An 18,954-nucleotide genomic window follows, 5' to 3' on the forward strand; every position below is an offset into this window, starting at 1 on the left:
CTAGACCATACTCAGGGACCGGGGCTGGTCAAGGGATCGGGCGATAACCAACTGGCAAAGCACGGAGCCCACTTCACGGACAGCGGCCCGAAAGGTTGCCCTGACCCCGTCCGGCGATTAAGTTAACGCCCTAACTAAGGGCACCCTAAGTTCGACGGGTGTCCGGTGCTCCGGCATGACGGGTGGTGACGGCACGGTGGGCAGCACAGGCCACGCGGGGCGCGAGGGACGGCCCCCGCGCATCTCGACGGCCGACGTGGAGCGGGCCGGACGGGAGATCGGGCTCGCCGGGCTGACCCTGCAAGGGGTCGCCTCCCGGCTCGGCGTCGCCGCCGCCGCGCTCTACCGGTACGTGGACGGCAAGGCGGGCCTCGACCGCCTGGTCGGCGAGAGCCTGCTCGCCGAACTCCGCGTCCCCGACCCGCCGGAGGACGCCGCCGCCCATCTGCTGCGCTTCGCCGTCACCCTGCGGGAGTTCGTCCTCGACCGGCCGGGCATGGCCCGCTACCTCCAGGAACTGTTCCCCCGGGGCGCGTCGGGCGCCCGGCTGCTCGCCGCCGAGATCACGGCCCTGACCGGGCGCGGCTATCCGCCGGACGTCGCGGCGGTCGTCTGCTCGTCGGTGGCCGGGTTCGCCATCGCGCAGGCCGCCGCCCAGGAGCGGCAGACCGCCTATCTGACGGGCGATGCGGGCGGCGCGGGCGGGGCCCGCGGGGAACGCCAACTCGCCGAGTCCCGGGCCCTGCTGTTCTCCGAGGAAGTGCTCGCGCGGGCGCACGCGGGCCTGCCCGAGGTCTCCCCCGCGGACTACTTCCGCCTGGTCGTCACCGCGTACATCCGGGGCCTGGTCGCCGCGGCGCCGCCGGGACGCCCGCTGCGCGAGGTCATGGCCGTGCTGGACGTCGGACCGGGCGCGCCCGCTCCGGCGTCCCCGGCGACCGGCACGACCGAGGCGACCGGCGCGACCGAGGTGTCCGGCATGTCCGCCGTGACCGGCTCGTCCGAGGGGAGGCAGTAGTGGCACGGGGTTTCCAGGGCGCGGTGCTGCGCGGGTTCGGAGCCCGCGACCACGAGGCGCGGGTGGTGGAGAAGGTGCGGCTGGCGCCGCACTTCGTGCGGGTCCGCCTGGTCTCGCCGACGCTGTTCGAGGACGCGGTGGCCGGACCGACCGCCTGGCTGCGGTTCTGGTTCCCCGACCCGGACGGCGGCGACACCGAGCACCAGCGCGCGTACACGATCACCGAGGCGGACCCGGCAACGGGCGCGTTCGCGGTGGACTTCGTGCTGCACGAACCGGCGGGTCCGGCCTCGCGCTGGGCGGCGCTGGCGGAACCGGGGGCGCGGGTGCCGGTGATGTCGCTGGGCTCGTCCCCCTTCGAGGTCCCGGCCGAACCGCCCGCCGGATACCTGCTGTTCGGCGACGCGGCATCGGTCCCGGCGGTCAACTCGATCCTGGGCGTCGTACCGCACGACGTGCCCGTCGAGCTGTATCTGGAGGAGCACGGCGCGGACGACCGGCTGATCCCGCTGGCCGCCCATCCCCGGCTGCGCACCCACCGGGTCCCCCGGGGCGACGGCACACGGCTGGCCGCGGCCGTCGAGGCACGGGACTGGTCGGACTGGTCCGCCTGGATCGCCGCCGAGCAGACCTCGTTCCGGCTGGTCCGCAAGCGGCTGCGCGAGGAGTTCGGGTTCCCCAAGCAGGAGGTGACCGGCCGGGCGTACTGGATCCAGGGCCGGGCCATGGGCAGGCTCCGGGACGGCAAGGAGGGCGAGGCCGTCCCGGTCCCGGAGATCACAGCGGCCCGCCCGCCGACCGCGGCGGAGGCCGCCGCGGCAGGACGCCCGGCCACCGGACCGGCGCAACCGGGAGCACCGAGGCGGCCCGACGAACCGACCGCGGCGGACCGACCGGTTGAGCCCGATGGACCAGAAGGGCCGGAAGGGCCGGAAGGACCGGAAGGACCCGACGCGCCCGGAGGACCCGGCGGGCCGGGCGTGCCGCCGCCCGCCCGGTCCGGGCGGTGGCGGTCGCAGGCGGCGGGCCGGCTGCTCGCCCCGCTGCGCCGGACGCTGCTGCTCGCGGGGGCGCTCCAGGCCGTCGTCACCCTGCTCCAACTGGCGCCGTTCGTCCTGCTGGTGGAGGTGGCCCGGCTGCTGCTCGACGGGGCGCCGTCGTCCCGGCTGCGGGCCGTGGGGACCCTCGCGCTGGTACTGCTCGGCGCCGGTACGGTGCTCGGGGCCGCGCTGACCCTGTGGCTGCACGCGGTGGACGCCCGGTTCGCGCGCGCCCTGCGGACCCGGCTGCTCGACAAGCTCGCCCGGCTGCCGCTCGGCTGGTTCACCGCGCGCGGCTCGGCCGGGACCAAGAAGCTGGTGCAGGACGACACCCTGGCCCTGCACTACCTGGTCACGCACGCCGTGCCGGACGCCGTGGCCGCGGTCGTCGCCCCGGTGGGCGTCCTCGTCTACCTGTTCGGCGTGGACTGGCGGCCGGCCCTGGTGCTGTTCGTGCCGATCCTGGTCCACGTCGTGACGATGTCGGTCATGGTGGTCCGGTCGGGGCCGCGGATCGCGCAGGCGCAGCGGTGGGCCGAGCGGATGGGCGGCGAGGCCGGGGCCTACCTCGAAGGGCAGCCGGTGGTACGGGTGTTCGGCGGTGCGGCGGCCTCCGCGTTCCGCCGCCGCCTGGACGCCTATCTCGCGTTCCTGAGCGACTGGCAGCGGCCGTTCATCGGCAGGAGGACCTTCATGGACCTGGTCACCCGGCCCGCGACCTTCCTGTGGCTGATCACCGCCACCGGGACGCTGCTGATCGTCTCCGGTCGCATGGAACCGGTGGACCTGCTGCCGTTCCTGCTGCTCGGCACGACCTTCGGGACCAGGCTGCTGAGCATCGGCTACGGGCTCGGCGGACTGCGCGAGGGACTGGTCGCGGCCCGCTCCGTGGCGGTGGCGCTCGACGAACGGGAACTGGCGACCCGCCCGGACACCGCGCCGCTCGCCCCCGAAGAGGGTTCCACCGCGGAGGACGCCGGGAATGCGCCGGGCACGGTCGTCTTCGACCGGGTCACCTTCGGCTACCGGCCCGGCGCCCCGGTGGTGCGGGACGTGTCGCTGACGCTGCGGCCGGGGACGGTGACCGCGCTGGTCGGGCCGTCCGGCGCGGGCAAGTCCACGCTCGCCGCGCTGCTCGCCCGCTTCCACGACGTGGACGGCGGCGCGATCCGCGTCGACGGCCGCGACCTGCGCTCGCTCACCTCCGACGAGCTGTACACCCGCGTGGGCTTCGTCCTCCAGGACGTCCAGCTCGTGCACGGCACCGTCCGCGAGAACATCGCCCTGGCCGACCCGGACGCCACCGACGAGCAGATCGAGGCGGCGGCCCGGGACGCCCGGATCCACGAGCGGATCACCCGGCTGCCGGACGGCTACGCCACCGTCCTCGGGGACGCGGCGCACCTGTCGGGCGGCGAGCGGCAGCGCCTCGCCGTGGCCCGCGCGCTGCTCGCCCGCACCCCCGTCCTGGTCCTGGACGAGGCCACCGCCATGGCCGACCCCGAGTCCGAGTACCTGGTGCAGCGGGCCCTGGACCGGCTCACCCGGGACCGTACGGTGCTCGTCATCGCGCACCGGCTGCACACCGTCACCGGCGCCGACCGGATCGTCGTCCTGGAGGACGGCCGGATCGCCGAGTCCGGCACCCACGCCGGGCTGCTCGCGTACGGCGGCCGCTACCGCGACCTGTGGGAGTCCGGCGGCCGCCCCGCCGCACCGCCCGCGGAGACCACCGCAACCGCGGGGACCACGGCCGGTCCCGCGCCCCGCACCGAAGGAGCCGTCTCGTGATCCGCTCGCTGCTGCGGCTGCTGCCCGACGACCGGCGCGGCAGAACCGCCGCCTACGGCGCGCTCTCCCTCTGCTCGGTGCTGCTGCGGGCCGCGGGCGTGGTGCTTCTGGTGCCGCTGGTGCGGGAGTTGTTCGCCGACGACCCGGACGGCGCGCTGCCCCTGCTGCTGGTGCTGACCGCGGTGACCGCCGCCGGGTGGGCGGTCGACACGGTCACCGCGCGGCTCGGCTTCGACCTGGGTTTCGCGCTGCTGGAGCGCGTCCAGCACGAGGTCGCCGACCGGCTGACCCGCGTCCGGCTGAGCTGGCTGACGGCGGGCAACACCGCCACGGCCCGGGGCGCGCTCGCCACCGGAGGACCCGAACTGGTCGGCCTGTTCGCGAATCTGCTCACCCCACTGGCCGGTGCCCTGCTGCTGCCCGCCGCCCTCGCGCTCGCGCTGGTACCGGTCGCCTGGCAGCTCGCCCTGGCCGCCGCCGCGGGTGTGCCGGTGCTGCTCGGCGCGCTGTGGGCCTCCGTACGGATCAGCGCCCGCGCGGACGCGCTGGCCGCCGAGACCAACACCGCGCTGACCGAACGGCTCATCGAGTTCGCCGCCACCCAGCAGGCGCTGCGGGCCGCGCGCCGCGCCGAGCCCGCCCGCAGCCACGTCGGCCGGGCCCTCGCCCGCCAGCACGGGTCGACGATGCGGCTGCTGCTGTTCCAGGTGCCGGGCCAGGTGCTGTTCGCGCTGGCGGGCCAGGTGGCGCTGGTGCTGCTGGCCGGGGTCACCGCCGTACTGACCGTGCGCGACGAGCTGTCGGCGCCGGAGGCGGTCGCGCTGATCGTCGTCATCGCCCGCTATCTGGAGCCGTTCACCACGCTGGCCGAGCTCGCCCCGGCCCTGGAGACCGTCCGCACCGCCCTCGACCGGGTCCGCACGGTCCTCGACGCGCCCACCGCGCCCACCGGCACCGCCGCCCTGTCCGGCGAGGGCCGGGCGCCCCGGATCGAGTTCCAGGACGTCCGTTTCGCCTATCCCGGGGGCGCGCCCGTGCTGGACGGGCTGAACCTCACCCTGGAGGCGGGCACCACCACCGCGATCGTGGGCCCCTCGGGTTCGGGCAAGAGCACGGTGCTCGCCCTGCTGGCCGGGCTGCACGCCCCGACCGGCGGCCGCGTCCTCGTCGACGGCGTGGACGCCTCGACGCTCGACGGCGCCGCCCGGCGGGCGCTGACCAGCATGGTCTTCCAGCACGCGTACCTGTTCGAGGGGACCGTCCGCGAGAACGTGCTCGCTGGTGACCCGGGAGCCGATAAGGCGCGTCTGGCGCGGGCGGTCGCGCTGGCCCGGGTGGACGAGATCACCGGGCGGCTGCCGGAGGGCGCGGACAGCGCCGTGGGCGAGGGCGGTACGGCCCTGTCCGGCGGCGAGCGGCAGCGCGTCGGCATCGCCCGCGCCCTGCTCAAGCCCGCGCCGCTGCTGCTCGTGGACGAGGCGACCAGTTCCCTGGACACGGAGAACGAGACCGCCGTGGCCGACGCCCTGACCGCCGACCGGCACCGGCGCACCCGGGTGATCGTGACCCACCGGCCGGTCACGGTCCGCGGCGCCGACCGGGTGCTGTTCCTGGAGGACGGCGCGGTGGTGGAGGACGGGAGCGTGGACGCGCTGCTGGCGTCCGGCGGGCGCTTCCACGACTTCTGGCGGCACCAGGAGCGCAGCGCATCCTGGCGGCTGCGGGCCGCGGAGACGGCGGGCGATCCGGGCGCACCGTGACCGGGACGCCATGAACAGGCGCCGTGAGCGGCGGGCGGTACGGCACCCGCGCCGCACCGCCCGCCGCCCGGGGCCGCGCGGCCCCAGGGCCTCACGGCCTCACGGCCGGGGCCGTGTTCCCCCCTCAGCGCCCGCCGAACGCCACCTCCCCGAGCACGTTCACCCCGTCGGCCACCGGCACCCCGGCGTTGGCCAGCCGCAGGCCGTATCTCCCGTCCCGGCCCTCGTCGGTGACGAGCAGTCCGAGGCGGTACGTGCCCGGGTGGCGGGGCGCGGGCAGGGTGGCGCGTACCCGGGTGACCGGGACGGTGCGGTCCTCGCCGTCGATCTCGGCGCGGCCGGAGGGCAGCCAGGTCCGCCAGTCCGTGTCCGCGCCGCCGGCGGAGGCGACGCGCCCGGACCGGTCGAGGAGCACGAACCGGACCGGGCGCGGCCGCTTGGGCGCGGCGAACCCGGTGTTGGCCACGTCCAGTTCCACGTCGAGTCCGGCCCCGGAGCGCCGCCAGCGGGCCTGCCGGGCCTCGATGCGGTAGCCGAGGTGGTCGCGGAGGTACTCGAAGGCGGTGCGCTCGACCGCGCGGCCGTCGCGGCGGCGGAAGTAGCCGGTGGCGGCGGGCAGTCCGGCGGCCGCGACCTGCCGCTCGGTGAGGCGGGCGGTGCGCCAGCCCGGGATGGTCACGGTCGCGTTGTGGACCATCGACAGGGTGTCGAAGCGCAGCGTCTGGAGCCGCCGGGCGGCGGCGATCGGGTCGATGACCTCGCTCCAGGCGTACGGGTCGGCGCTCTGCCCCTTGTCCCAGGGCATCTCGCCGTCCACCGGGTGGTTCGGGGACACCGCCAGGTAGTCGGGCCAGCCGGGGTTGCCCGGGACGTAGTAGTCCCACAGCCCCTCGCCGAGGGTGATGTAGTCGTTGTGGTAGCCGATCCGGTCCCGGGTCTGCGGGTCGCCGACCAGCTGGCGCTTCTCGGCGTAGCGCACCTGGGTCTGCACCATCGGCGGCAGCGCCGCGACCAGGCTGCGCATGATCTCGGTGACCGCGTCCGGGTGGTCCTCGTGGTCGTAGTAGCTGCCGTGCCACTCGCCCCAGGCGCCGAGGAAGCCCGCCTGCCAGACGGTGACCACGTCGCTGTACCGGCCGACCAGCGGCGCCAGTTGGCGCAGATGGGCCTGGATGTGCTGGACGGTGTAGCGCCGCCCCTCGCGGACCCCGTCGTCGTAGGCGAAGCGCAGCACGGCCGTGGTGCGGGCCCGGCGCAGGCCCGCGAGGACGCGTTCGATGTTGGCGAGCGCGCTGCCGGGGAGCGCGGTGGTGGCGAAGTCCCAGAGGTAGAAGTACAGCTGGGTGACATGGGCGCCCTCGCCGTACTCGGCGCGCAGGGTGCGCAGCGTCTCCTCGACGTCCGGGCTGTGGTTCTGCTCGTTGGCCCACGGGCTGGTGAGGTCGATCGCGTTGTACGACATCTCGTAGCGGAAGCCGCGGTGCGGGGCGGCCAGGGCATCCCGGCCGCCGGGGTCGTCGGCGCACAGGCCGCGGTAGCGCACCGAGGTCCAGTCGCCGCGGCGGAGCGGGGCGGCGACGGAGGGGGCCGCGAGCACCGGCACGGCCGCCGCGGCGGCGGCACCGGCGAGCAGGGTGCGGCGCGTGATCCTGGAGGGAGGAGTCATGTGCCGCACCCTAGAGAGTGTTCTTTTCTGCTCGCAACGGGTGAGTAGCGATCACTTTTGAGCATTCTTGAGCCGTCGCCGGGCTCACCGGGGCCTTCGTGAGCCGTTCGCGGGCTCACCGGGCCTAGTGCGCGACCGGCACCGGCCGCTGCTCCGGGCCCGCGTAGGCGGCCAGCGGCCGGATCAGGGCGTTGTGGGCGAGCTGTTCGGTGATGTGGGCGGTCCAGCCGGTCACCCGGCTCATCACGAACACCGGGGTGAAGACGGGGGTGTCGAAGCCCATCAGGTGGTAGGCGAGCCCGGCCGGGTAGTCCAGGTTCGGGTGGATGCCCTTGCGGGCCCGCATGGCGCGGCGCAGCGCCGCGTGCAGCGTGGCCAGCCGGGTGACCTCGGGGTCGGCGGCGCGGGCGACCAGCCGGTCCAGGGCGTCCTGCATGATCGGGACGCGGGAGTCGCCGTGCTTGTAGACGCGGTGCCCGAAGCCCATGATCTTCCGCTGGGCGGCCAGCGCCTCGTCCAGCCACTCCTCGGCGCGCGCCGGGTCCCCGATCTCCTCCAGCATGTGCATCACGGCCTCGTTGGCGCCGCCGTGCAGCGGTCCCTTGAGGGCGCCGATGGCGGCGGTGACCGCGCTGTAGAGGTCGGACAGCGTGGAGGTGACCACACGGGCGGTGAACGTCGAGGCGTTGAAGCTGTGTTCGGCGTACAGGACGAGGGAGATCTCGAAGCAGCGGACCACGTCCGGGTCGGGCACTCCGCCGAAGCACATGTGGAAGAAGTTCTCCGCGTACCCGAGGCCGGGGTCGGGCGCGATGGGGTCGAGCCCGCGGCGGCGGCGCTGGTCGGCGGCGACCACGGTGGGCAGCTTCGCCAGCAGGTTCAGGGCCTTGGCGTGGTGGGCGGCCGGGCTGCCGTCGTCCTCGGTGGGGTCCTCGGCGCCGAAGAAGCTGACGGCGGTGCGCAGCACGTCCATCGGGTGGCAGGTCTCGGGCAGCCGGGCCAGCAGTTCGGCGGTGGTGCGGTCCAGCGGGCGCAGGGCGCGCTCGGCGGCCCGGAACTCGGCGAGCCGTCGCGCGTCGGGCAGTTCGCCGTACCAGAGCAGGTGCGCGACCTCCTCGAAGGAGTACCGGGCGGCGAGGTCCTGCACCGGGTAGCCGCGGTAGGTGAGGGAGTTGGTCTCCTGGATGACGGTGGAGATCTCGGTGGTGTCGACGACGACACCGGCGAGTCCGCGGTGGATCTCGGCGCTGGTGGTCATGGGTCTGCCTTCGGGTCAGGTGCCGGGCGGGAGGGTGAAGTCGTAGACGGCCGAGTCGAAGGCCGCGTACTCCTCGTAGCCGAGGAGCTCGTAGAGCCGGGAGCGGGTCTGCATCCGGGGCAGCAGGGACTCCTGGGTGCCCTCGGCCGCCAGGGTGCGCAGGCCGTCCTCGACGGCGCCCATGGCGAGCCGGAGCAGGGTGACCGGGTAGAGCGCGATGTCGTAGCCGAGGTTCGACAGGGTGCGGGCGTCCAGCAGGCGGCTCTTGCCGAACTCGGTCATGTTGGCGAGCAGCGGCACGTCGACCGCCGCGCGGAACGCCTCGAACTCGGCCTCGTCGGCGAGGGCTTCGGGGAAGATCGCGTCGGCGCCCGCGTCGACGTACGCCTTCGCCCGGTCGATCGCCGCGGCCAGGCCCTCGACGGAGCGGGCGTCGGTGCGGGCCATCAGCAGGAAGTCCGGGTCGCGGCGGGCGTCGACGGCGGCCCGGACCCGGCGGGTCATCTCCTCGCGGGGCACGACGGTCTTGCCGTCGAGGTGGCCGCAGCGCTTGGGGTTGACCTGGTCCTCCAGATGGAGCCCGGCCAGTCCCGCGTCCTCCATCAGCTGGACGGTGCGGGCCGCGTTCATCGGCTCGCCGAAGCCGGTGTCGGCGTCGATCAGGACGGGCAGGTCCGTCACCCGGGTGGTCTGCCGGGCGCGGTCCGCGATCTCGGTGGAGGTGGTCAGGCCGATGTCGGGCAGGCCCAGGTCGGCGGCGAGGACGGCACCGGAGAGATAGGCGGCCTCGAAGCCGGTGTCCTGGATCAGCCGGGCGGAGAGCGGGTTCAGCGCGCCCGGCACGGCCAGCAGCCGGCCGCTCGCCAGCCGCTCGCGCAGCGCGCGGCGGCGCCGCTCGGGCGTGGTGCGGGTGTGCAGCAGCATCAGAACAGCCCCTTCGGCAGCCGGGCGTCGTATGCGGCGACGGCCTCGGTGTCGACGGCCGGGAACAGCCCGTCGAGGTCGGCCGGGCCCAGGTCGGCCAGGTGCTCGGCGGCGCTCAGGAAGCGGTCCTGGTCGGCGGGGGCGACGACGCCCTCGGCGAGGGTGCGGAACTTGGCGGCGTAGGCCGGCCGGTCGAAGGGCCGGGCACCGGCCGGGTGGGCGTCGGCGACGGCGAGTTCGTCCTCGACGACCGTGCCGTCCTCCAGGGTGATCACCGCGCGCCCGCCGAAGGCCCGCCGGTCCGGGTCCGGGTCGTGGTAGCGGCGGGTCCACTCCGGGTCCTCGACCGTGCTGATCCTCCGCCACAGCGCGACCGTCTCCGGGCGGGCGGCCCGCTCGGGGGCGTAGGAGCGCTCGTGGTGCCAGGTGCCGTCCTCCAGGGCGACGGCGAAGATGTACGGCACCGAGTGGTCCAGCGTCTCGCGGCTGGCCGCGGGGTCGTACTTCTGCGGGTCGCCCGCGCCGGAGCCGATGACGTGGTGCGTGTGGTGGCTGGTGTGCAGCACGACCGAGCGCACCCGCTCCAGCGGTCCGGCCTTCTCGCGCAGCCGCCGGGCCAGGTCGATGAACGCCTGCGCCTGGTACTCGGCGGAGTGCTCCTTGGTGTAGGTGTCGAGGATCGCGCGGCGCGGCTCGTCCGGCTCGGGCAGCGCCACGGTGTAGTCGGAGTCCGGCCCGTCCAGCATCCAGGCCAGGAAGCCGTCCTCGCCCTCGTAGACCGGCGAGGGGGAGGTCTCGCCGCGCATCGCCCGGTCCACGGCCTCGATCGCGGCCTTCCCGGCGAAGGCGGGCGCGTACGCCTTCCAGCTGGAGATCTCGCCCTTGCGGGACTGCCGGGTCGCGGTCGTGGTGTGCACGGCCTGCTGGACCGCCTGGTACACCGTCTCGGTGGGCAGCCGCAGCAGCGCGCCCAGTCCGCACGCGGTGGCCGCGCTCAGGTGCGCCACGTGGTCGATGCGGTGCGCGTGCAGGCAGATGCCCTTGACCAGGGCGACATGGATCTCGTACGCGGCGACGGTGGCGCGCAGCAGATCGGCGCCGCCGCGCCCGGTGTGCTGGGCGACGGCGAGCAGCGGCGGGATGTTGTCGCCGGGATGGGAGTAGTCGGCGGCCAGATACGTGTCGTGGTAGTCGAGTTCGCGCACGGCGGTGCCGTTGGCCCAGGCCGCCCACTCCGGGGAGACGCGGGCGCGGCTGCCGAAGACGGCGGCGCCCGGGGCGGCCCCGCGGTGGGCGGTGGCCTGGGCGCGGGCGACGGCGACCGGGCGGCGCAGCAGGGAGGCGACGGCGACCGAGGCGTTGTCGATGACCCGGTTGACGGCCATCGCGGCGCTGCCGGGGTCCGGCTCCCCGGTGGCGGTGGCCACCGCCGCGAGCTTCCAGGCGAGCTGCTGCTCGCGCGGGAGCCGGTCGGCGCTGGGACGGACGCGGACGTGGTGCTCGATCACAGGACTCCTCGGAGGGCACGCCGGGACGGACATCCCCAGCCTTCCCGGCGGCGGACCGCCCGGCCACCGCTCCACGCTGTGTAATCCGTACATCCGCGAGCTGCGGATCTGCGGAATCTGCGAATCCTGCGGATGTTATGTTCGCAGCGGGGGCAGTCGGGACCGGGAGGTGCGCGCATGGCCAGGGGACCGGCCGGCCGGAAGATCTACGCCCATGCCAAGCTGCGCAGGCTGCGCCGCGAGCACGGGATGAACCAGGTCGACATGGCCCGCGCGCTGGGCCTGTCCACCAGCTACGCCAACCAGCTCGAACAGAGCACGCGCCCGCTGACGGCGCCGGTGCTGCTGCGCATCGCGGAGGTCTTCGGGGTCGACGCGGAGTTCTTCTCCGAGGCCGCCGAGGACCGGCTCGCCGCCGAGCTGCGGGCCGCGCTCGCCGACGAGGCGTGCGGGGTGCCGCTGCCCGCGCCCGAGGAGTGCGCCGAGGCCGCCCGCGACCATCCGGAGGTGGCCCGCGCCCTGGTCGCCCTGCACCGCCGCTACCGCGACGCCGCCGAGCAGGCCGCCGCCCTGGCCGCGCCCGGCGGCGGCCCGGAGGACCTGCTGCCGCCCGGCGAACCGCACGACGAGGTACGGGACTTCTTCTACGCCCACCACAACCACTTCGAGCCGCTGGACACCGAGGCCGAGCGGCTCGCGGCCGAACTCGGCCTGCGGCCGGGCCGGGCCGCCGACCCGCTCGCCGTCCGGCTGGCCGAGCGGCACGGCGTGCGCGTGGTGCGGGCCGCCGCCGCGGGCCGCTCGGTGGACGCCCGGCGCTACGACCCGGAGACCGGGCTGCTGTTCCTCTCCCCCTGGCTGAGCGACGGGCAGCGCGCCTTCCAACTCGCCACACAGGTCGCGCTCCTCGACCACGGGCCGCTGCTGGACCGCCTCTCCGAGGGCGCCCTGGGCACCGCCTCGGCGGAGTCGGCGGCGCTGGCCCGCATCGGCCTGGCCAACTACTTCGCCGGTGCGCTGCTGATGCCGTACACCGCCTTCCACCGGGCCGCCGAGGAGACCCGCTACGACATCGAGCTGCTGTCCGCCCGCTTCGGCGTCGGCTTCGAGACGGTCTGCCACCGGCTGAGCACCCTCCAGCGCACCGGGCGGCGCGGCGTGCCGTTCTCCTTCCTGCGCGTGGACCGGGCCGGCAACATCTCCAAACGGCAGTCCGCGACCGACTTCCACTTCTCCCGGCTCGGCGGCACCTGCCCGCTGTGGACGGTGTACGAGGCGTTCTCCGCGCCCGGCCGGATACTGACCCAGGTCGCGGAGATGCCCGACGGCAAGCGGTACTTCTGGGTGGCGCGGACCATCACCCGCGGCGGCTCCGGGCACCACGCCCCGCGCGCCGAGTTCGCCGTCGCGCTCGGCTGCGAGCTGCGCCACGCCCACCGGCTCGTCTACGCCGAGGGCATCGCCCTGGACGATCCGCGGGCCGCCACCCCCATCGGCCTGGGCTGCCGGATCTGCGAGCGCCGCGACTGCGCGCAGCGGGCCCGGCCCCCGGCGGGCGGCCGGCTGGCCATCGATCCCGACCGGCGCACGTACGTGCCCTACCCGGTCGAGTCCCGTACGTCCGATCCCGCCCGCGGCCCGTGGGCCGTACCCCAGGAGTGACCGCGTGACCAGCCGGGTCCTGCTCGTCTCCCCCGCCATGAACGCGTCCGTGCGGCAGGCCCGCTTCGACGACGGCGAGCCGCTGGAGGAGGGCGGCGCCGCGGCGGCGCGGTCGGCGGCCGGGTCGCTGCCCGCCGCCGCGCGCGTCCTGGTCTCCCCCGGCGCGCGGTGCCGGGAGACGGCCGACGCGCTGGGCCTGGACGGCGTACGCTCCCCGGCGCCCGCAGGTCTGGACGTGGGCCGCTGGCGGGGCCTCGCGCTGGACGAGGTGGGCGCCGCCGAACCGGAGGCGCTGGCCCGCTGGCTCGGCGATCCCGCGAGCGCGCCGCACGGCGGTGAGTCCGTGGCGGACCTGTGCGGCCGGGTGGCGGAGTGGCTCGCGGAGGTGGCCGGGGCTGAGGGGCGCAGCGTCGCCGTGGTCGAGCCGGAGGTGGTGCGGGCGGCGGTCGTCGCGGCGCTGGGCCTGGACGCCGCCGTCTTCTGGCGGCTGGACGTGGCCCCGCTGACGGTGACCGAGGTCAGCGGCCGGGCGGGGCGCTGGAACCTGCGGCTGGGGCGGCCGCTGACCGCTCCCGCCGCGCCGTAGCGCGCCCCGGGCTGTTCAGGACACCGTGTCCCGGTGGGCGCGCAGCAGGGACTCGACGTCGCCGCACAGGCAGCGGCCGGGGACGTCCTCCGAAGGGGTCTTCGGGGTGGTCCCGTCCTCGGCGCGGTCCGCCGGGGCCGGGCGGGTGTGCCCGGGGCAGCCGGCCCGGTGCGCGGCGATCAGCGCCTCCAGGTCGTCCAGCAGCTGTGCGGCCTGCTTGGCCCGCTGGGCGAGCACCCGGACCCGGGCGCTCTGGCCGCCGATCTGCCGTCGGCTGGCGATCAGTTGGTCGTACTCCTCCACGGTCAGGGCGACCGCCGCGCGGCCGCCGAGGGTGATGTGACGCGGCCGGGGGGCTCTGGCCACTCGGCTCCTCCGCTCCTGGCTGGGGTCCTCCGCACACGGTCGGCGGGCGGCGGTGCCGGGCCGGGCGCGGTGCCGGGCCGGGGCCGCGTGCCGTGCGGGTCGGTGTCCCGGAAAACGTCAGAGGGCCCCCGGTGGTTCCGAAGGGCCCTCTGGTGTCCAAAAAAGCGTCAGCGCGCGGCCGGAACCGCCCGCCCGGGGCCGGATCCGGCCGGTGCGGGGGCCAGCAGCCGCTGGGCCAGCTCGCCGAAGAGCAGGCCGAAGCCGCCCCACAGCACGGACTGGATGGCCAGGGCGGAGAGCCGGAAGCGCCACAGCAGATCGGCCGGGAAGTCCTTCGGCACCTCGTTGATGACCGGCAGGAAGGCGTAGGCCAGGCCGATCACCACGGCGAAGGCGGCGACGGCGGCCACGGTCGCCCACCAGGTGCCCACCGTGGGCGCCAGGCGCTTGCCGAGCAGCGTCGCGGCGACCGCGAGGAGCACACTGAGCACCATCATCAGGAAGTACAGCGAGGTCCGCTTGCCGATGGTGTCGGGGTCGCCGACCGACGGCGGGTTGGCCGGGTACTTCAGGAACGGCACGACGTACACGGCGAGCAGGGCGCAGCCCGACAGCAGCAGCGCGGTCGCCCGGGGGCTGAAGCGGCCCACCCGGCCCAGTGCGAAGCAGAAGGCGAGCGCGGCGATGCCGCCGAAGGCCACCCCGTAGACGAGGACGCCGGTGGCCAGGCCCGCCGTGGACTGGAGCGAGCGGGAGACGACCTCCATCTCGTGCTCGTGGGAGTGGGCGTCCTCGAAGGCGATGGCCTTGTCGACACCGGGCTCACCGAGGAGATAGGCGACGACCAGCGCGAGCACGCCCGCCGCCAGGCCCGCGAGCATGCCGCGGACGAGGAGGTTTCTCACAGTTGCGGAGTTCATGAGTGTGCGGCGTCCCTCGCGTCAGTGGCAGGGGAAGCCGAGCAGGTGGCGGGCGTCGTGCACCCACTCGTGGACGTCCGTGCCGCTGAACACGGAGGTGGCGCCCTGCTCGGCGCCGACGAAGTAGAGCAGGATCAGCATCAGGATGCCGAAGAAGACCGCCCAGGGAGCTATCGCCTTCAGCGGCAGCTTTGCGGGCAGGACAGGTGCGTCGGCGGTCGGCTGGGCGACATGCTGCGCCATGGCAGGGGCCTCCTCTGGGAGTTCGCGTCCCATCTCGGTGGTGCACTGGACGACGGCCACGGGTCTGACTCGCGAGCGGCTCCGGGGAGCCGTCGCACACAGTGGCGCGACCGTGCCGGTTTCCCACCGGCTTCCGTCTCGCCGTCGTCGATATCGAACAGACGGTACCGCGTGCCGCCGCCCCGGCCAAGACCGCGTCCGGGAGGTGATCCCCGAACGTGATCTCCCCTCCCAGCAGGCAGGACCGGGCGCGGCGGCCCGCGGTCCGCCGCTCAGCGGTGGCGGAACTCGGGCGCTCTGCGCTCGACGAAGGCGCCCATGCCCTCCTTCTGGTCCTCGGTCGCGAACACTGCGTGGAAGAGCCGCCGTTCGAAGCGCACGCCTTCGGCGAGCGTCGTCTCGAAGGCCCGTCCGACGGCCTCCTTCGCCATCATCGCCACCGGCAGCGACATGCCCGCGACGGTCTCGGCGACGGCCAGCGCCTCGCCGAGCAGATCGCCGGCGGGCACCACCCGGGAGACCAGCCCGGCCCGCTCGGCCTCCGCCGCGTCCATGGTGCGCCCGGTCAGGCACAGCTCCATGGCCTTGGCCTTGCCGACCGCGCGGGTCAGCCGCTGGGAGCCGCCGATGCCGGGGATCACCCCGAGCTTGATCTCGGGCTGCCCGAAGACGGCGGTGTCGGCGGCGAGCAGGATGTCGCAGAGCATGGCCAGCTCGCAGCCGCCGCCCAGGGCGTAGCCCGCGACGGCGGCCACCGTCGGGGTGCGCAGCTGCCCGAGCCGGTCCCAGGCCGCGAACCAGTCGCTGAGGTACATGTCCAGGTACCCCTGGGGCCGCATCTCCTTGATGTCGGCGCCCGCCGCGAACGCCTTCGCCGACCCGGTGATGACGACGCAGCCGCACTCCGGGTCCCGGTCCAGCGCCTCGGTCGCGGCCACCACCTCGCGCATGACCGTCAGATTCAGGGCGTTGAGGGCCTCGGGCCGGTTGAGGGTGAGCAGGGCGGTGCGGCCCTTGCGTTCGACGAGGATCGTCTCGTACGCGGGAAGCCCGGCGCCGTTCTGCGTGCTCATCGCTTCTCCCCCTCCCCTTCTTGTTCGTGCCGGGTGCCGCGGTCCCGGATGGTGCGGACGATGCCGGAGAAGTCCTCGGTGGCGCCGACGTGTTCGGCGTACTCCTCGTACAACCTGGCCGCCGCGAGGCCCAGTTCGGTGTCCACCCCGCTGTCGCGGGCGGCCCGCGCGGCGAGTCCGAGGTCCTTGGCCATGAGGGAGGCGGCGAAGCCCGGCCGGTAGTCGCGGTTGGCGGGGCTGCCCGGGACCGGCCCGGGGACCGGGCAGTTGACGCTGAGCGCCCAGCACTGCCCGGACGCCGTGGACGCCACGTCGTAGAGGGCCTGGTGGGACAGGCCCAGGCGCTCGCCGAGCACGAACGCCTCGCTGACGGCGATCATGGAGACGCCGAGGATCATGTTGTTGCAGATCTTGGCCGCCTGCCCGGCTCCCGCGCCACCGCAGTGGACGGCCTTCTTGCCCATGGCCTCCAGCAGCGGCCGGGCCTCGGCGAACTCCGCCTCGCCGCCGCCCGCCATGAAGGTGAGCGTGCCGGCCTCGGCGCCGACCACCCCGCCGGAGACGGGGGCGTCCAGCGACCGCATCCCGGCGGCGGCGGCCCGCTCGTGGGCCGTACGGGCGTCGGTGACGTCGATGGTGGAGCAGTCGACGAAGAGGGTGCCGGGCCGGGCCGCCGCCAGGACGGTGCCGTACAGGCCGAGGACGTGTCGTCCGGCGGGCAGCATGGAGACGACGATGTCGGCGTCCGCGACCGCCGAGGCGGCGTCGGCGGCGGGCTCGACGCCCGCGCGGACGGCGCTCTCCAGGGCCTCGGGCACCAGGTCGTGGCCCCGTACGCGATGCCCGGCCCTGACCAGGTTGGCGGCCATGGGCGCGCCCATGTGCCCGAGTCCGATGAACGCGACGGTCAGGCTCACCAGGCCACCTCCACGGTGCTGTCGGATCCGGCGAGCCCCAGTTCGCGGTCGCCGAGCGGGGCGAAGAAGCGGTCCACGTCGGCCGCGGTGACCTCGGCGAGGGTGCCGGGCGACCAGCGGGGCCTGCGGTCCTTGTCGATGACCTGGGCGCGGACGCCCTCGACCAGGTCGGGGGCGGCGAGCGCGGCGCAGGAGACGCGGTACTCCTGGTCGAGGACCGCCTCCAGCGGGCCCAGGTGCCGGGCGCGGCGCAGCGCGGCAAGGGTGACCTTCAGCGCGGTGGGCGACTTGGTGAGCAGGGTCTCGGCCGCCTCCTTCGCGGCGGGCTCGCCGCGGCCGAGGAGGCGGTCCAGGATCTCCTCCACGGTGTCGGCCGCGTAGCAGGCGTCGATCCACTCCCGCTGCCCGGCGAGGTCGCCCGGCGGCGGCGACTGCACATGCCGGGCGAGCGCGTCGTGCACGGACAGCACGGCGAGGTCGGCGGTGAAGGCGCCGAGCGCGGCGGCGGGCACATGGTGGTCGGCGAGCCCGCACAGCAGGGCGTCCCCGGCGCCGGTCTGCGCGCCGGTCAGCGCCAGATGGGTGCCCAGTTCGCCCGGGGCGAGGCCGAGCAGATAGGTGCCGCCGACATCGGGGACGAAGCCGATGCCGGTCTCGGGCATGGCGACGCGCGCGCGTTCGGTGACGACGCGGACGCTGCCGTGGGCGGAGACGCCGACGCCGCCGCCCATGACGATGCCGTCCATGACGGCGACGTACGGCTTGGGGTAGCGGGCGATCCGGGCGTTGAGCCGGTACTCGTCGCGCCAGAACGCGGCCGCTGCGGTGCCGTCGCCGGTCTTGGCGTCGTCGTGGATGGCCCGGATGTCGCCGCCCGCGCACAGGCCGCGCTCGCCCGCGCCGCTGATGACGACGGTGGCCACCGCCGGGTCGTGCTCCCAGGCGGTCAGGGCCGCGTCGATGCGGCGGACCATCTCGTGGGTGAGGGCGTTGAGGGCCCGGGGCCGGTTGAGGACAATGTGGGCGGCCCGCCCGTCGGTGCGCAGGAGGACGGGGTCCTCGGTGCCGGTCACCGGAACGCCTCCGTCAGGCCGCGGGCCACGATGACGCGCATGATCTCGTTGGTTCCTTCCAGGATCTGGTGGACGCGCAGGTCACGGACGATCTTCTCGATGCCGTACTCGCTGAGGTAGCCGTAGCCGCCGTGCAGCTGGAGCGCGCGGTCGGCGACCGTGTACCCGGTGTCGGTGGCGAACCGCTTGGCCATCGCGCACAGGTACGGCGCCTGCGGGTCGCCGGCGTCCAGGGCGCGGGCGGCCTGCTGCACCAGGGCGCGGGCGGCGGCGAGTTCGGTCGCCATGTCGGCCAGCCGGAAGCGCAGCGCCTGCGCGTCGAGCAGCCGCTGCCCGAACGCCTCCCGGTCGGCGAGGTGGGCGAGGCTGCGGTCCAGGGCGCTGCGGGCGCCGCCGAGCGAGCAGGCGGCGATGCCGAGCCGGCCGCCGTTGAGGCCGTTCATGGCGATGCGGAAGCCGTCGCCCTCGCGGCCCAGCAGCCGGTCGGCGGGCAGCCGTACGCCGTCCAGGATCACCTGGCGGGTGGGCTGGGCGTTCCAGCCCATCTTGCGTTCGTTGGGGCCGAAGCCCACCCCGGCGTCGTCCTTGTCGACGACGAAGGCGGAGACGCCGTCCGCTCCGGTGCCGCCGGTGCGGGCCATCACGATGTACAGCTGGGAGGCGCCCGCGCCGGAGATGAACTGCTTGACCCCGTCGAGCACATAGGTGTCGCCGTCGCGGACGGCCCGGCTGGTGAGGGCCGCCGCGTCGGAGCCCGCGCCGGGTTCGGTCAGGCAGTAGCTGGCCAGGTCGTCCATGGCGCACAGCCGGGGCAGCCACCGCTCGCGCTGGGCCGGGTCGCCGTAGCGGTCGATCATCCAGGCGACCATGTTGTGGATGGAGAGGTATCCGGCGATGGCGGGGCAGCCGGAGGCGAGGGTCTCGAAGACGAGGACGCCGTCGGCCCGGCCGAGGCCGGAGCCGCCGGACTCCTCGCGGACGTAGACGCCGCCTAGGCCGAGCCCGGCCGCCTTGCGCAGGACGTCGACCGGGAAGTGCTTGTCGCGGTCCCAGTCCAGGGCGTGCGGTGCCAGGTGGTCCTGGGCGAAGTCGAGGGTGGTCTCCACGAGGGCCTGCTGGTCCTCGGTGAGCAGGGTGTGGGTCATGGTC

The 18,954-nt window shown here is 74.8% G+C and carries 16 protein-coding genes and 1 riboswitch; of the genes, 5 read left to right on the forward strand and 11 right to left on the reverse strand.

Translation table 11 applies throughout. From position 1 onward, the window contains the following. Positions 1 to 175: 175 nt before the first annotated feature. From B086_RS38835 to B086_RS0100760, 3 genes are read left to right on the forward strand one after another with little or no spacing between them, the layout of a single operon-like run. Complete coding sequence (locus tag B086_RS38835) at positions 176 to 1,018, forward strand: TetR/AcrR family transcriptional regulator (protein WP_018564506.1); 843 nt, start codon at positions 176 to 178, stop codon at positions 1,016 to 1,018. Further along, positions 1,018 to 3,849, forward strand: coding sequence for an ABC transporter ATP-binding protein/permease (locus B086_RS42335; protein WP_018564507.1), 2,832 nt, complete (start codon positions 1,018 to 1,020; stop codon positions 3,847 to 3,849). The genes B086_RS38835 and B086_RS42335 overlap by 1 nt, the downstream gene beginning before the upstream one ends. Further along, positions 3,846 to 5,609 (forward strand): ABC transporter ATP-binding protein, encoded by a 1,764-nt coding sequence (locus B086_RS0100760; RefSeq protein ID WP_018564508.1) that lies wholly within the window; start codon positions 3,846 to 3,848, stop codon positions 5,607 to 5,609. The genes B086_RS42335 and B086_RS0100760 overlap by 4 nt, the downstream gene beginning before the upstream one ends. Positions 5,610 to 5,733: 124 nt before the next feature. On the opposite strand, the gene B086_RS0100765 is transcribed toward B086_RS0100760, so the two are convergent. The 4 genes from B086_RS0100765 to B086_RS0100780 form a co-directional block, all read right to left on the reverse strand. After that, a complete protein-coding gene (locus B086_RS0100765; protein WP_018564509.1) occupies positions 5,734 to 7,275 on the reverse strand; it encodes a DUF4874 domain-containing protein in 1,542 nt (513 codons plus the stop codon). Between the two features lie 124 nt (positions 7,276 to 7,399). Continuing rightward, positions 7,400 to 8,533, reverse strand: a complete 1,134-nt coding sequence (locus B086_RS0100770; protein ID WP_018564510.1) for a bifunctional 2-methylcitrate synthase/citrate synthase — start codon at positions 8,531 to 8,533, stop codon at positions 7,400 to 7,402. A gap of 15 nt (positions 8,534 to 8,548) precedes the next feature. Next, entirely contained in the window at positions 8,549 to 9,454 is a 906-nt protein-coding gene (gene prpB / locus B086_RS0100775) for a methylisocitrate lyase (RefSeq protein ID WP_026251976.1), read from the reverse strand. A 2-nt stretch (positions 9,455 to 9,456) separates the two neighbouring features. Continuing rightward, entirely contained in the window at positions 9,457 to 10,965 is a 1,509-nt protein-coding gene (locus B086_RS0100780) for an MmgE/PrpD family protein (protein WP_018564512.1), read from the reverse strand. Between the two features lie 177 nt (positions 10,966 to 11,142). Between B086_RS0100780 and B086_RS0100785 the strand changes: the two genes are divergently transcribed. Both B086_RS0100785 and B086_RS0100790 read left to right on the forward strand, forming a co-directional pair. After that, complete coding sequence (locus B086_RS0100785) at positions 11,143 to 12,627, forward strand: short-chain fatty acyl-CoA regulator family protein (RefSeq protein ID WP_018564513.1); 1,485 nt, start codon at positions 11,143 to 11,145, stop codon at positions 12,625 to 12,627. Between the two features lie 4 nt (positions 12,628 to 12,631). Further along, the gene (locus B086_RS0100790; RefSeq protein WP_018564514.1) at positions 12,632 to 13,213 is read left to right on the forward strand and encodes a histidine phosphatase family protein; all 582 of its coding nucleotides are present in this window, start codon (positions 12,632 to 12,634) and stop codon (positions 13,211 to 13,213) included. A gap of 15 nt (positions 13,214 to 13,228) precedes the next feature. Here B086_RS0100790 and B086_RS45240 read toward each other — a convergent pair whose 3' ends face one another. The 7 genes from B086_RS45240 to B086_RS0100825 all read right to left on the reverse strand — a co-directional run bounded on the left by B086_RS45240 (position 13,229) and on the right by B086_RS0100825 (position 18,950). After that, positions 13,229 to 13,579 (reverse strand): hypothetical protein, encoded by a 351-nt coding sequence (locus B086_RS45240; RefSeq protein WP_018564515.1) that lies wholly within the window; start codon positions 13,577 to 13,579, stop codon positions 13,229 to 13,231. A gap of 167 nt (positions 13,580 to 13,746) precedes the next feature. Then, complete coding sequence (locus B086_RS0100800) at positions 13,747 to 14,499, reverse strand: CbtA family protein (protein WP_026251977.1); 753 nt, start codon at positions 14,497 to 14,499, stop codon at positions 13,747 to 13,749. Positions 14,500 to 14,520: 21 nt separating this feature from the next. Further along, positions 14,521 to 14,742 carry a CbtB domain-containing protein gene (locus tag B086_RS0100805; protein WP_018564517.1) on the reverse strand — a complete coding sequence of 74 codons (222 nt, stop codon included), beginning with the start codon at positions 14,740 to 14,742 and terminating at the stop codon, positions 14,521 to 14,523. A 62-nt stretch (positions 14,743 to 14,804) separates the two neighbouring features. After that, positions 14,805 to 14,877: riboswitch (cobalamin riboswitch) on the reverse strand. A gap of 137 nt (positions 14,878 to 15,014) precedes the next feature. After that, positions 15,015 to 15,815, reverse strand: a complete 801-nt coding sequence (locus tag B086_RS0100810) for an enoyl-CoA hydratase (protein ID WP_018564518.1) — start codon at positions 15,813 to 15,815, stop codon at positions 15,015 to 15,017. Next, positions 15,812 to 16,732 carry a 3-hydroxyisobutyrate dehydrogenase gene (gene mmsB / locus B086_RS0100815; RefSeq protein WP_018564519.1) on the reverse strand — a complete coding sequence of 307 codons (921 nt, stop codon included), beginning with the start codon at positions 16,730 to 16,732 and terminating at the stop codon, positions 15,812 to 15,814. The genes B086_RS0100810 and mmsB overlap by 4 nt, the downstream gene beginning before the upstream one ends. Continuing rightward, complete coding sequence (locus B086_RS0100820; protein WP_018564520.1) at positions 16,729 to 17,805, reverse strand: enoyl-CoA hydratase/isomerase family protein; 1,077 nt, start codon at positions 17,803 to 17,805, stop codon at positions 16,729 to 16,731. Before B086_RS0100820 ends, mmsB begins: the two co-directional genes overlap by 4 nt. After that, positions 17,802 to 18,950 (reverse strand): acyl-CoA dehydrogenase family protein, encoded by a 1,149-nt coding sequence (locus B086_RS0100825; protein WP_018564521.1) that lies wholly within the window; start codon positions 18,948 to 18,950, stop codon positions 17,802 to 17,804. Before B086_RS0100825 ends, B086_RS0100820 begins: the two co-directional genes overlap by 4 nt. Between the last annotated feature and the right edge of the window lie 4 nt (positions 18,951 to 18,954).

Origin of the sequence: Streptomyces sp. PsTaAH-124, from assembly GCF_000373685.1 — a bacterium.
Taxonomy (GTDB): domain Bacteria; phylum Actinomycetota; class Actinomycetes; order Streptomycetales; family Streptomycetaceae; genus Streptomyces; species Streptomyces andamanensis.